The sequence below is a fragment of the Ruminiclostridium josui JCM 17888 genome (genome assembly GCF_000526495.1).
GTDB lineage: Bacteria > Bacillota > Clostridia > Acetivibrionales > DSM-1351 > Ruminiclostridium > Ruminiclostridium josui.
Genome location: NZ_JAGE01000001.1, coordinates 2,482,558 through 2,496,439 on the forward strand (window position 1 = coordinate 2,482,558; position 13,882 = coordinate 2,496,439).

General features: G+C 33.9%; 12 protein-coding genes. 10 read left to right on the top strand and 2 right to left on the bottom strand.

Going from position 1 to position 13,882, the window contains the following annotated elements; all coding sequences use genetic code 11:
* Positions 1-442 precede the first annotated feature (442 nt).
* From K412_RS0111420 to cas2, 10 genes are all read left to right on the top strand, one after another.
* A complete protein-coding gene (locus K412_RS0111420; RefSeq protein WP_024833233.1) occupies positions 443-919 on the top strand; it encodes a hypothetical protein in 477 nt (158 codons plus the stop codon).
* 75 nt (positions 920-994) lie between these two features.
* Positions 995-1,735 carry a helix-turn-helix domain-containing protein gene (locus tag K412_RS21365; protein WP_051461026.1) on the top strand — a complete coding sequence of 247 codons (741 nt, stop codon included), beginning with the start codon at positions 995-997 and terminating at the stop codon, positions 1,733-1,735.
* 461 nt (positions 1,736-2,196) lie between these two features.
* On the top strand, positions 2,197-2,955 hold the full coding sequence (gene cas6 / locus K412_RS0111430) for a CRISPR-associated endoribonuclease Cas6 (protein WP_024833235.1): 759 nt from the start codon (positions 2,197-2,199) through the stop codon (positions 2,953-2,955).
* The gene (locus K412_RS0111435; protein WP_024833236.1) at positions 2,956-4,977 is read left to right on the top strand and encodes a TM1802 family CRISPR-associated protein; all 2,022 of its coding nucleotides are present in this window, start codon (positions 2,956-2,958) and stop codon (positions 4,975-4,977) included.
* Entirely contained in the window at positions 4,961-5,875 is a 915-nt protein-coding gene (gene cas7b / locus K412_RS0111440) for a type I-B CRISPR-associated protein Cas7/Csh2 (RefSeq protein WP_024833237.1), read from the top strand. The genes K412_RS0111435 and cas7b overlap by 17 nt, the downstream gene beginning before the upstream one ends.
* Before the next feature lie 4 nt (positions 5,876-5,879).
* Positions 5,880-6,644: a CRISPR-associated protein Cas5 gene (cas5, locus tag K412_RS0111445; RefSeq protein ID WP_024833238.1), complete on the top strand. Its 765-nt coding sequence runs from the start codon at positions 5,880-5,882 to the stop codon at positions 6,642-6,644.
* A gap of 10 nt (positions 6,645-6,654) precedes the next feature.
* Positions 6,655-8,952, top strand: a complete 2,298-nt coding sequence (locus K412_RS0111450) for a CRISPR-associated helicase/endonuclease Cas3 (protein WP_024833239.1) — start codon at positions 6,655-6,657, stop codon at positions 8,950-8,952.
* Between the two features lie 60 nt (positions 8,953-9,012).
* Positions 9,013-9,504, top strand: coding sequence for a CRISPR-associated protein Cas4 (cas4, locus tag K412_RS0111455; protein ID WP_024833240.1), 492 nt, complete (start codon positions 9,013-9,015; stop codon positions 9,502-9,504).
* A 14-nt stretch (positions 9,505-9,518) separates the two neighbouring features.
* Positions 9,519-10,511 (top strand): type I-B CRISPR-associated endonuclease Cas1b, encoded by a 993-nt coding sequence (gene cas1b / locus K412_RS0111460; protein ID WP_024833241.1) that lies wholly within the window; start codon positions 9,519-9,521, stop codon positions 10,509-10,511.
* Between the two features lies 1 nt (position 10,512).
* Positions 10,513-10,776, top strand: coding sequence for a CRISPR-associated endonuclease Cas2 (cas2, locus tag K412_RS0111465; RefSeq protein ID WP_024833242.1), 264 nt, complete (start codon positions 10,513-10,515; stop codon positions 10,774-10,776).
* A 563-nt stretch (positions 10,777-11,339) separates the two neighbouring features.
* Here cas2 and istB read toward each other — a convergent pair.
* Positions 11,340-12,071 carry an IS21-like element helper ATPase IstB gene (istB, locus tag K412_RS0111470; RefSeq protein WP_024833243.1) on the bottom strand — a complete coding sequence of 244 codons (732 nt, stop codon included), beginning with the start codon at positions 12,069-12,071 and terminating at the stop codon, positions 11,340-11,342.
* Positions 12,068-13,570 (bottom strand): IS21 family transposase, encoded by a 1,503-nt coding sequence (istA, locus tag K412_RS0111475; RefSeq protein WP_157833822.1) that lies wholly within the window; start codon positions 13,568-13,570, stop codon positions 12,068-12,070. The genes istB and istA overlap by 4 nt, the downstream gene beginning before the upstream one ends.
* Between the last annotated feature and the right edge of the window lie 312 nt (positions 13,571-13,882).

Consider the following 13,882-nt stretch of genomic DNA (forward strand, 5'->3'; position numbering starts at 1 on the left):
AGGCGGAATTCCGGTTGTAAAAATATTTGTGAGAAGTTTGCTTTTTCAGCAAAGATTTTGATGGGCAGCATGTAATCTTAATTTTCATTCTGTATTAGTAATTACAAACTGATCCTGATTGAGGAAGATATAATCCGGCTATCAAATCTTATTACAAATCCTGCATATGTTCACATTGAAAATACAGACGTCAGAGCTTCCATGCCGATCATTGAAAGTCTGGCGGCTGAAACAAAGGGAATAACTATGTCAAGAAAAAATACTGAATAAATACCTGTGAACGGAGCATTACTAAACTGCATCACACCTATTGGTATGGAAATTAAGCAGAATTCAATAACTGTAGGTGAAAGCATGGGGAAGGTATACGGGATAGTCAAATATCCTCAAATCAATCGGTGCAACGGTATCCTGGGTAGAATTAAATAGTGAACTTGGGCATTTGGATAAGATAATAAACTTTACACCCGGTTTTACAGCAGTTACGGAAAATTGCTTTGAGCGTGATGGTGTAATGTATTTTAAAAGTGAAATACCTGAAGAAGTAAACTTTGTAATAAATGATATGAGCAGGGTTATCCAGAATGAAAGCAACGAAGGAGCATTAGAATTCACAAAGAACTGTAATGTAGCAATACTCTGTGGTACAAGCAAGCCATATGAGCTGTATGAGATAAAGGAAAAAATAGAGCTGCTCCAAAAGTACGGTTGTAACAAAATTAATCTTTGCCTTGCATTCACACCGGAGAATGAAAAAGCTCACTTAGCTGATTTATTCGGAAACAAGCATGTCAGCGTATATTTTACCGAATACACTCCTGATATGTTTGCAGAGAATGTAAATAGTGAAGTATTCCAAAGAATACTTCAGGAATATATCAAAGAGAAAACAAATGATAATATGGTTAAACTTTTCTAATTTATCAAGGCTCCATGAATAAAACTTCATGGGGCCTTATCAATTACAACAGAAAAAATGGAGGCTTAAATAAATATGTATATGAATGAGGCTTTTGACAGTATTTGTTTTAAAGGAAGTATAGTATCCCAAAGTGCAAGGTTCGTATATCTGTGTCTATGCAAACATGCTGATAATACTAATCAAACCTGTTTTCCATCACTGAATAGAATAGCTCAGATAGTAGGTAAATCAATCTCAACAGTAAAAAGAGCCATAAGAGAGTTGTGTAAATATGGAGCAGTAGAACGTACTCCGCGATTCAGAAAGGACGGAGGACAAACCTCAAATTTATATAAAATAGTTCCTTGTAATTTTGAAGAAATATCAAAAAATGAAGCTGAGAGCAAAGCGGATCAAGACCAATTTGAAAAAAGTGAAACGATTCAGGATGATATTTCTTATTCAGTACCTGAAGTTAATGAACCGGCTCGTGCATGCACGCCATACATTGACGAAATGGAACGTGATAACAGAGAGCAAAATTACGAAGAGAACAAATTCCTTGAAGAACTAGAGGCAAATGCTATTGATGTCTTGGAAGATGTACATATTCTTAATGAAATTACAGATAACAGTACGAAACCTCATTTTGATAAGACTGTAATAAATGCCAACCGTTCTAAGTTAAGTAAATGTATAAATGTTATAAAAAGTAAAGTGGTATATTGTTTTGAGTCTCTTAATCAAAAATTCCAATGCCAAAATTTAAACATTTTTAAGAAAAATGAACTGGGGGGAGGTCATGAGCGACCCCCCAGGAACTTATCCATTTAACTAGGGTTACTGAAAAAGAAAGTATGTATATTTATGCAGTGATGGTTAGGTGACTATTTTAGAGATCCTTTGTGGTTTTGGGAAATAGGGTCAAGTCTTTCTGGTAAATAATAGGGGTATAGTAATAGAATTGGTTCACTTATTTTGAACGAAAATTTAATTGACAATTTTAGTTCTGATTTTAAAAATTATGAACATTGCAATTAATAGGATTTAAGATAATAAGTGATTCTGTAGATAATAAACAAAGTGAATATGTGTTTATCATTAAGATTGAGCTATGAACTCAGGCATTAATTAGTAAACTATATAGAGGCTAACTTTCTATATTATAGGGGAGTTGGTCTTTTTCTACATTACAAGTTAATTTTAATTATTGGGTGCAATTAAATAAGTTCTTGTAAAAAAAATGGAATAAAATATATAATGTGGGTTGGGGTATAAAAAAAAGGAGACCAACTATGTATTGCAAATTAACCATTAAAAGCTCTGAGAATATTGTGTTACCGTTTCAATATAATCATTTAATACAGGCACTGCTGTATAACTTTATTAATGACAAAGAATATTCAAATTTTATTCATAACAAAGGATATACCTACAATAACCGTAATTTCAAGCTATTTTGCTTTTCAAATATTTTGACGAGACCTATAAAAATTGATAAGCAGTCCAAAAAATTTGTTTTCCCTGAAGAAATTTTAATTTGTATATCCTGTGTGGATTCTGAGTTCCTTAAGTACATATTTCAGAGCTTTGCTGTCAGTGAAAAGGAGCTGCGACTAAGTAACAATCAAGCACATATTTCAAATGTATTTTTTAGACAGGACATTCAGAATTATGAAGAGGAAATGGAAGTAAAAACTCTTTCACCTATAACCGTCTACAGCACTTTATTTTCTGCTGATGGAAAAAAGAAAACCTATTATTACAATCCAAATGAAGATGAATTTTCTGAAAATATCAGGAAAAATCTAATAAAAAAATACTGTGCATTTTATAATGAAGAGCCAAAGGATTTGTCTTTTTCTATAAAGCCAATAGGAAGGATAATGGAGAAAATTGTTATTTATAAGGGCTTTGTTATAAAGGCACATAGTGGAAGCTTCAAGATATCAGGCTCACTGGATTTGAAAAAAATGGCTTTTTCCAGTGGACTTGGCAGTAAAAATTCGCAGGGCTTTGGTTTTATTTTGCCTAAAAATGAGGAGGTGCTTTAAATGGACATGCCGTTGCTGATTGCCGATATTGGCAGAAGCTCGGAAGGGGGAATTTATGACAAGCTAGGTAAGAGCATAAAGATTGCGTCAAAGGATTTAAAGAAGGATTTGATTAATGTATTTTTGGATTTGAATATTGACAAAGGCTGTATTGAGTTTGATGTTCAACCATATTATCCTTCATGTGAAAAAGATTATAACTATTTTGGAAACAATAGTGCATCCAATGTGCAGTTCTATCCTGTGAGAGATGCGTCAAGTATTTTGTACTACTGGTTTGGCAAAAGCAAGGGGGTTTTTAAAAACTTGTTAGATTCCCTAGAAGATGGTCAATTGAAAGAGATGCTCGAAGTTTGTGAAAAATTAAAGCTTTTTGATATTGATGGAGTAAATTGTGGAAAGGTGATTTCTCGTAATAATGAAACTCTTATTGTGGAATTTGCTAAAGAGGGAAAGGATAAAAACATATATGTTAATAAGGAAAAATCATCTGGAGAAAAACTATTTTTAGCTTATATAGGTGCTCAAAATGCAGAAAAAATCTGTTTAGTCATACCGAGGATTATCTATAACAATTCAAAATATGTTATATCAAATCACAAGGATTATCTGGAGCTATGTGAAAAACAAATTCAGGGTCAATCAGAAGGAGCAAAATCGAATTATATTTGCCATATATGTAATAAGGTATGTGATGATGTAAATACTGTGGCATACAGTGGAAAGCTTTCTAGAAGCAGTATAAGCAAAGCTTTTGTTACAACTACTATAAATTATGCTCCCAATTTTGATAAAAATAAATTTGACAGTGTATTCTCAATTTGTGGCTCATGTGCAAGCTTGCTTAAATCGGGCGAAAACAAAGCAATGAGTGAAATGAAATCTAAAATAGCTGGTGAGGATGCAGTATTGCTGTTTGAAGGGCTATACGAAAACATCGAATATGGCTATTGCGAGAAACTCAAAAAGAATATTGATATTGTTTTTAATACAAAAGACTCCCAGGAGTGGTTTGATGCACTAATAGCAGAAATAAATGAAGAACAAAAGGTAAATCATTTTTATTTCAGTATAATTTTTTACAAAACTGATGGAAATTCTTGTTCTATCAAGAAAACAATTGAAAGTGTTTCGAATGCTAAGTTTAAGTATATTCAAAAGGTATTTGAGGAAAGTAGACTTTCTATGAGTCAATATCTCAGGTATTTTAATCTGGGGCATATTTACAAGCTTGTACCAGTTAGCGCAGATAAAAAGGGAACACAGCTAAACATCAAGCGAGTGCTCAATTTAATAAGTGCTGTTATTCAGGGAGAATTAATTTACAAAAATGAAATAATGGAATTTGCATGTGAAGCTTTGGAAAAAGGTGTAATGCAATTAAAATCCTCTGAACTCAGGAATTACAGGAATCTTTACAGTCTTGAATTCTTTTATAATGAACAAAAGAAGAGTAAGGACTGCAGATATACTGACAAATACATAAAGAAAATAGTAATGTCTTATATTTGTCTATTTAAAAGCTTGCAAAAGCTAAATATATTGAACAGGGAGGTTTTTAAAGTGGTAAATGAAGCAAAAAGTACAGGTGATTTGCCAGAAGAAATTGCTGAAATGGAGACATTCTTAAATTCAAATGGCTTTTCAACTGAGGCAAAGGGCTTATTTTATCTAGGAGCAATGATTTATCAGATTGGTGTGGCACAAGCAAAAAAGCAACATGCTCAAAAGCCAATACTTGATAAGATTTCCTTTAGCGGTATGAATGCTAAAGAAGTGGTTCAAATGTACTTAGATGTACTGGAAAAGACAAGGCAGTATCAAAAGACTGTAAATCTTTGGTGGTTTGAAAGGCTTCAAAAGCAAATGCATTTGAATTTTGGAGATTTGTCAACAGTAAAACTGCTAAACGAGAAAGAGAATGTATTTTACATAATGTCAGGCTACGCTTTTTGCGTTGATAACTATAAAAAAGCAAATATTGATTCTGAGGAGGAAAAAGAAAATGATAGTAAACAATAGTGAATTCTTATTCTTATTTGAGGGTACTATGACAAATCCAAATGGTGATCCAGACCAAGAAAATAAGCCAAGAATGGATTATGAAACCAAGACTTTACTGGTTAGTGATGTTAGAAGAAAGAGGGATTGTAGGGATTTCCTTGAGGAAAAGGGTTATGAAATATTTGTGGCTTCAATGAATGGAGTCAAGGTTACTATGGACAAGAAACTTGATGCTGTACTTAAGAAATATGGAGTTAATGGGAAGGATGTATCCTCAGATGTTAAAATTGATACGATACTAGATAATCACATTGATATGAGATTATTTGGAAGTGCAATGGCTGTTGGCGGAATTACTAAAACCTTTACAGGACCTGTTCAATTAAGCTGGGGTTATTCCTTGCATCCTGTGGATTTAGTAAAATCAAATGCTATAGTAACAATAATGAATGATGACAGCTCTACTTTTGGAAAAATGTATAAGGCACATTATGCTCTAGTTGCTCACAGTGGAAGCGTGAATAAATTTGCTGCAAAGAAAACAAGAATGAGTGATGAGGATTTAGATGTATTTAGGAAATCACTTGTGCAGTCCATGATGAATAATCTTACTCACAGCAAGCAAGGGCAGATACCATTGATGTATCTTGAAGTTATTTATGATGAAAATTTTGACGGATATCTAGGCGATTTAAGAAGGTTTGTTAAAGCCAACTATGATAATGAAGCACCTATTCGAAGCAATAACGATATAAAGGTTGATTTTTCAGCATTATCGGAGGAATTGAACTTGCTAAAGAGCAAAGGCTATGTTAAGGACGTAATACTGTGGAAAAGCAGTCAGTTTGTTAATGTATCGGGACTGCCGGATGCAGCAGCTATTGATTTGCTAGAGCAAATAAAATCAGGACGGTGATAACATGAAAGTCCTATCCTTTGAGCTAAATGGTAAGATGGCTCATTTTAGAAAGTATTATTCTAATTCAACTGCATTATCTTATATGCTTCCGCCTGTTGCTACTATAAAAGGTATACTGGCTGGTTTGCTTGGATATGAAAGAGATACATATTATAACTTGTTTACCAATGATTTATGTAAAGTTGCTATTTGTGTTAATTCACCTATAAAAAAGATAACACAGAGAATGAATTTACTAAAGGTTGAGAGAATAAGCCAATTAAACGGTTCTGCTGCTAACAGAACTCAAAATGACACTGAGTTTATAATACCTAAAGACATCAGAACAGGTTATGTCAGTTATAAAATTATATTTTGGCATAGTGAGACTTCTGTTATAGATGAGTTGTCAAAACTTTTGTGCAAAGATACTGGGTATTACTCAAGCAAAGGTATTTGCATGGCATTAGGGAGTGCTCAGTGCATTGGGTGGATTCAAAATGCAAAGGTAACTGATGCTGAGAAGCATCAAAGTACAGAGGAAATGTTAGAGCTTTATGGTGCGATAAATTTAGAATACTTAAAGAGTATAGAGATTTCAGAAGCTTTTGAACTTTCAATGATAAAAGAGGAAAGCATTACCGATTTTGATGAAAACAGATTTATTACGGAGGATTCGAAGAAAAAATTATTGGTAAACCTATTAGGTACGCCTGTTTCAGCAGTATTACACAATGGAACAGATTATATTTCTATTGAAAATAAAAACTATCTATTTGTGAAATGAGGATAAATATATGCTGTATGCACATTTTGACAGAGACAAACAAGAGGGTCAAGAGTTGAGTGAACATTTAGAGAATGTATCAAGCTTAATGACAGACAAGCTGTGTTACATGTCCTTTGATGGAATATTGATGAATAATTTAAAGAGGCTTCTATTAATAGTGGGAAGATATCATGACGTGGGGAAAGCCACGACGTATTTTCAAAGTTATTTAATTGAAGGTTTAGAAAATGAATTAAAGTCACATTCTTTTTTATCCTCTTCTGTCTTTGTTAAAATGTGTGAAGGCACATTTTCTAAGGATTTAATTTATTTAGGATTTATAGCAATATTAAATCATCACGGAAGTTTGAATACATATATTGATGGTGTTAATTGGAATCATTTGACTAAACAATACAAAAATTTTATTAAGACAATAAGAGAAAATTCATTTAATGTAGAGTATCTTGATACTAATAGGGCTGAGTTTGAAGCAAAGGAAATAGAAGCTGTAATTAATCATAAAATGAGAATGACAAATATAAGACGGAGAACTTCCCTTCACTTTTTTGTACTTCAATACATTTTTTCTTCCCTCATATGTTTTGACAAACTGGATTCTGCCGGGATTTATCGAAGACAGCAAGAAAAGCTTCCTACTATTAGTAATTTAGATGCATATATTTTAAAAAAATCAGCAGGGCGAAAGAGTAATCTGCAAACACAGCGAAATGAAATAAAATGCAAGGTTCTTGAAACTATAGACAAGCTTTCTGATGAAGAGCTTAAGAGTACCAGAATATTCACCTTTACTGCACCTACAGGAGCCGGCAAAACGCTTACTAGCGTGGCTGCCGAGCTAAGACTAGCTGAAAGGTTGAAAAATATATATGGTGTAGAACCAAACATAATTGTAGCTATTCCTTTTGTAAATATTCTCGAACAAACAAAGGAGGATTATAACAGTATTTTCAAAAATGTTTTAGTTCATCATTCCTTAAGTAATATGAAAGAATACAAGGAATCAGACATGACAAATTTGCATGAAAAGGAGTTACTTACAGATACATGGGAAAGTAATGTTATAATGACAACCTTTGTGCAATTCTTCGAAAGTATTCTTACCGCAAAAAACAACAAGCTTATGAAACTCAATAAAATGTCGGGAAGTATAGTTGTTTTGGACGAAATTCAGTCGCTTCCTTTTCAATATTATCCGTTATTGGGGGCTGTAATTAAGAAAATTTCTGATTACTATGGTATTTGGTTTATTCTTATGACTGCTACTCAGCCTAAAATAATTGATTACGCAAATATGCTTCTTGACAATAGCAAAATGTCAGCAATTGAGTTGCTTCAGGATGAAAGACGATATTTTACGGAATTAGAAAGAACAATGCTGATACCTTGCTTTGACAAGCTGTATGAAATTGATGATATTGCTAAACTGATTCATAAAACAAAGCCTTGTGATAAGAATGCTCTTGTTGTTGTAAATACAATAGCCTATAGCATAGATTTGTATAATAAATTAACTAAAGATGGCCATAGGGTTCTATATTTGTCTACAAATTTAATCAGTGTGGACAGAAAGAAAGTTATTGAAGAATGTCAGAAATTGATAAAGGATAGAGTACCTTTTATTCTTGTATCTACACAGACTATAGAAGCAGGAGTTGATTTGGATTTTGATATAGGGTACAGAGACCTTGCACCTCTTGAATCAATTATTCAGGTTGCTGGAAGAGTAAACAGAAATGGCAAAAAGAACCCTTTCAGCCCAGTCTATGTATTTGAAAGCGGAAAGGGTACGCTAGTATACAAATTTTATAGAATTGATAAAACTAAAAAATATTTAAATAGAAATATACCGGAAAATGAATATGTTGATTTAGTTGAAAGCTATTATTCTGAATTGCTAGAGGATAAGTCTTATGACAGAGAAATTTGGGAAGGGATAGAAAAACTGAACTATGAGGTAGTTTCAAAGTTCAGGCTTATAGACGAGCAATTTGTACAGGATGTAATAATTGAAATTGATGACGATATATCAATGGCCTTAGAGAATTATTGCAAATTAAGGAAGGAATATTCAATAAATAAAAGCTATGAAATTAGAGATAAAATAAAACAGACAAATAAGTTGATAAACCAATATACTGTAAAAGTCAGAACGAATAAATTAGTTCAAAATATGCCATGGCGATTTGATGAGGTTTACTCATATATTGATGCACCATATTTAATTGTTCCTAAACCTAATGTTTCACAGTTTTATAATGCTACAGGCTTTATTTCTGAAAATAAAGATGCTTTTATGTATTAGATGCTTCTGGATAATAACCTGTAAAAAGTGATATTTGTGCTTTTTGATGGAGGTGATTTTGTGGAAGTTAATGGAACCTTGATTTGGTATTATAATATCTGCAAAAGAGAAGTATGGTTGATGTCAAGAAATATTGTTCCAGATCAACATAATGAAAATATTGATTTAGGGAAATTTTTGCATGAAAACTCATTTTCAAGAAAGAAAAAAGAGATAAGCTTTGGCTCTGTTAAATTTGATGTGATTCTTGATACAAAAGAAAAGCTGGTAATAGGCGAAACAAAAAAATCATCAAGGTATGAAGAAGCTTCAAAATGGCAGATGATATTCTATTTAAAAACTCTTAGAGATGCAGGGATATACGCTGAGGGCGTAATGCTATATCCTGAAGAGAAACGGCGGGATGAGGTGTTGTTGGACTCTTCAAGCCTTAAGATGTTGAACGAAATGGTAAACGAAATAAACTTGATCATGGAAAAAGAGGAACCCCCTAAAGCTCAAAAATGTAAGTATTGTAAGAATTGTGGCTATTTTGAATATTGCTATGCATAAGGCGGTGATTTACAATGAAAAAGGATATCTATATTTTTAATGGCGGGAGGCTTGTTCGAAAGGACAATACTTTGTTATTTGAAAGTGTCGAAGGGAAAAAGTATATTCCCGTTAATAATATCGAAAGTATTTATATTTTTGGAGAGGTAGATATTAATAAGAGCTTGCTGGAATTTTTGTGTACAAATGAAATTGTACTGCATTTTTACAATTATTATGAGTATTATGTGGGAAGCTTTTATCCAAGAGAATGTCTCAATTCAGGGTTTGTTACACTTAGGCAGAGCGAGTTTTATATTGATTACGTTAAGAGATTATTTATAGCAAAGCAATTTATTAATGGAAGTGCTAAAAACATAATTCAGGTTCTAAGATATTATAACAGTAGAAATGCAGATTTATCACAGGAAATAGAAGAAATACTTCAAACACTGGAATTACTAAATAGTCAGGAAACAATTGAACAGCTAATGGCAATAGAAGGTAATATACGAGAAAAGTATTATAAGTGTTTTAATAAAATAATTAGTGATAAAGCATTTACATATACGAGCAGAAGTAAAAGACCTCCAAAAGATAAAATTAATAGCCTGATAAGCTTTGGAAATTCAATACTTTATACTATTGTATTATCTCAGATATACCAGACAAACTTAGATCCTAGAATTGGCTATCTACATTCCACAAATAATAGAAGGTTTTCTTTAAATTTAGACTTAGCTGAGATTTTTAAACCAATTATTGTCGACCGATCAATTTTCAGTGTTATAAATAAAAAAATAATAACTTCAAAAGATTTTAACAAGGATTTAGGTGGCATTATATTGAAGGATGAGGGCAGAATGAAGTTTGTTAAGGAATTAAACGATAAATTGGAAACTACTATAAAACACCCTTCTCTTGAAAATAAGGTTTCATATAAAAGGCTTATAAGATTAGAGGCATACAAGCTACAGAAGCACATTACAGAGGGAGAGGTTTATGAACCCTTTATAGCGAGGTGGTAGAGTGTTTGTAATATTAGTATATGATTTTGGTGAGAAGAGAGTAGGCAAAGCATTAAAAATATGCAGAAAATATTTGACATGGGTTCAGAATTCAGTTTTTGAAGGGGAAATAACTGAAGGAAATCTAAAAAAACTAAAAATAGAACTGACTAAAAAGATGGAAAAATCAGAGGATTCAATCATCCTATATACTTTTAACAATACTAGATATACTCACAAAGAAATAATAGGGATAGAAAAAAATGCTCCAACGGTTTTTTTGTGATGTCGATAGGTGATAGTGTAAAAAACATAGGGGTTCGACAGAGTAAGAAAACCATTATATTTGACATAATTAATCAGTTCTAAAACATCTGAAAATCTATATTCTCTGCGGTTTTAGCAAATTCTATTAGTGAAAGGCATGTAAGAGATCATTAAAACCACTTGATAAATATCGATTTTTAATGTAGTTTAAATAGGTAAGCCATATGCATTGATTTTTATGGCTTTTGTTACTTTTGAAAATTGGTTTATAGAATACCTATAAGGAATTGAAACTGCTTTCATCGTGCCATTTTAAACCTCTAGCCTTATAGTTTATAGAATACCTATAAGGAATTGAAACTTCTTTGTATATGATACTGACCATTGATAGTCTTTCGTTTATAGAATACCTATAAGGAATTGAAACGTAAACTTTCCTTCTTTTTTCATTGCTGCATTTACTAGTTTATAGAATACCTATAAGGAATTGAAACTCAATATAACAAAGAGTATGTAACATGTTTATTGCAATAGCTTTCTGTAACGAAATGCAATGCAAAAGTGTAACACCCCAAATTGTATTTAGTTGTTAGATTGTTTCATCAGTGAGTGCTTTAACCGCCAGCTGTCCCGGCCAAAGACTATCAAATGGCTGTGATGGACTAACCTGTCGATGAGGGCCGCTGTAAGCTGATCATCATAAAATATTCCGTTCCACTTGCTAAATTCAATGTTTGTTGTGATTATCAGGCTACGCTTTTCGTAGCAGTCTGCAATAACTTGGAACAGCAGCTGAGAGCCCTCTGCATCGAAGGGGATGTAACCCCATTCGTCACAGATTAAAAGGTCAAGTTTACTGAGCTTCTTTAGCATCTGTACCAGTGAGCCATTGGCCTTTGCTGCTAATAACTCATTGACCAATGCAGCAGTTTTGTAGAATCGGACATGTTTGCCTTGCATACAGGCTTCTACACCGATTGCTGTTGCCATGTGACTTTTGCCGGCTCCGTTCCTGCCATAAAGAATTAAATTTTCCTGACGTGACAGGAATTCAGCCTGTTTCAATAAATCAATCGTTACGCCTGAAGGTAGCGTAATATCTTCAAAATCATAGCCGTTAAAAGTTTTAATGTTATCAAAACCGGCTTTCTTTAAATATAGGTTCCGGCGTTTGGTATTCCGATATATGATTTCGGCTTTTAAGACCTCAAGCATATATTCCTGATTCGTTGCACCGTTTGCATTTATTGCATTTTCTGCAAACCGTGCACTAAGCCTAAGCTGTTTGCAGCATTCAAGCAGTTGTTCCTTCATTGGCTCACTTCCTTTCCAAACAGACTATCATATCTTGAGTTATCTGTTTTGAAGGATGGTACTTTTATGTATGGATTTGTGAACTGCATCGGTTGCAACTGCTGCACTTTGTTTGTCAGTCTGTAATAGCTTGCCAGTATGCTGTCAGAGTCTTTTACTCCACTATCCAGTGCAACTTCAAGTGCATTTGCTGCAGCTGCAATATCATGCTTCTGAAGCATTGTATTTAGAGTAAGGAGGGCTTCCCTCTTCTTCTCTGGTGACAGCTCTGCCAGGTAGTTCTGCCATATCTCGGGTAGTTCCTGATAAAAGCCTGTATATTTAATTGCATTGGGGCGTTTAGCCATTAATGATATATATGGTAGCCAATCCATTGACTCCCCATCCTTCTCATATAGTCTGCAATGGGTGACAACGGGATTGTACTTAATATCCATTATTGTGACGCTATCACTTGTAATTTCAAGGTATACATGTTCTTGTGCCAGCTTTGGTGATGATGAATATAGATTGGTTTCAAACATTACCTTTCCATATTTATCGGCCTTTGCAGCTTGGAATCTGGATACTTTAAAATCAATCGGATTCATAGGCAGCATAGCTTGTCTGTCTGCTTCAAACAGGTCTGCAATCAGATGTCCCTTACGGTAATGCTCCCGCTGCATATCCCTTTCACAGCATTTAAGGAGCTTTCTGTTGAACTGGTCAAAGTCCAGTATTGTGGGGACTGGAACAAACATATTCCTGCGTTCATAACCTACTTTGTTTTCAACATTGCCCTTTTCCCAGCCAGCAGAAGCATTGCAGAAAACTGGTTCAATACCGTAGTGTTCAACAAACCGCTTGAAGCCTTCAGTTAAAATTCTGTCCTTACCGCTGCCGATATGGGCAACAGCTGCTGATAGATTATCGAATACCATACGGAATGGAACCTTGTTCATATGCTTCATGATATTTTTTAGCCCTTGCAACAGACATTCCTGGTTCTCACCCCGGAATGCTTGGCAATATGCTCCGTTGCTTTGTGGAAAGGAAACTGTCAGCTTCCGACCTTCTTTCAAAGTATTGGAGTTATCATAGTAGAAGAACTGACAGAAATCTACCTGTGCCTCACCGGCAGGGTGTTCCAAAGGGATGTACCCCTTAGACTTTTCTGCGTACAGCTCTTTCTTCTTCTTTGATACATAATATTGGACGGTCCTGAGCTTAACTTCAAGCTGACCCGGATATTCATTTAGCAGACGTTCATAAACGCGTTTTGCAGTATGTCGCTGTTTACGGGGTGCTTTAAGATCGTTCTCAAGCCATTCATCTATTATTGGCTTAAGTGGATCAAGCAGGGATGGAACTTCTTTAGGTAGTAGTGTTGGATTGTTGAAATCCTTCATATCCAAATATTTCTTAACGGTTTCGTAATGGTAACCGGAGCGTCGCATGATTTCACGGATTGAACACCCTTCCACATCATGCATTCTTCTGATATACTTTATATCGTCCATTGATAACATCCTTTCTGTACCTCCTTCAGTTCGTCAGACAAACTAAAGGATAACTCAAATTGAAGGGTGTTACAATGGACTTTTACATCGCAGACCGTTACACTTTTTGGCTGCACTTTGTTACACTTTCAGATTACACTAAACATGTAACAAACTATCCAAGTTTATAGAATACCTATAAGGAATTGAAACATAGATTTTTATCAAACAAATAAGTATTGTCATGCATGTTTATAGAATACCTATAAGGAATTGAAACCCTTCTAATTCCCATGTACTCCAAAAGAGTGACCTTAATCCAGTTTGATGGAC

Excerpts from the sequence above, each read along its gene's own strand:
- istB (WP_024833243.1), bottom strand. The coding sequence starts at position 12,071 with ATGAAGGAACAACTGCTTGAATGCTGCAAACAGCTTAGGCTTAGTGCA.
- cas7b (WP_024833237.1), top strand. The coding sequence starts at position 4,961 with ATGATAGTAAACAATAGTGAATTCTTATTCTTATTTGAGGGTACTATG.
- K412_RS21365 (WP_051461026.1), top strand. The coding sequence starts at position 995 with ATGTATATGAATGAGGCTTTTGACAGTATTTGTTTTAAAGGAAGTATA.
- K412_RS0111435 (WP_024833236.1), top strand. The coding sequence starts at position 2,956 with ATGGACATGCCGTTGCTGATTGCCGATATTGGCAGAAGCTCGGAAGGG.
- cas5 (WP_024833238.1), top strand. The coding sequence starts at position 5,880 with ATGAAAGTCCTATCCTTTGAGCTAAATGGTAAGATGGCTCATTTTAGA.
- istA (WP_157833822.1), bottom strand. The coding sequence starts at position 13,570 with ATGGACGATATAAAGTATATCAGAAGAATGCATGATGTGGAAGGGTGT.
- cas1b (WP_024833241.1), top strand. The coding sequence starts at position 9,519 with ATGAAAAAGGATATCTATATTTTTAATGGCGGGAGGCTTGTTCGAAAG.
- K412_RS0111450 (WP_024833239.1), top strand. The coding sequence starts at position 6,655 with ATGCTGTATGCACATTTTGACAGAGACAAACAAGAGGGTCAAGAGTTG.
- cas6 (WP_024833235.1), top strand. The coding sequence starts at position 2,197 with ATGTATTGCAAATTAACCATTAAAAGCTCTGAGAATATTGTGTTACCG.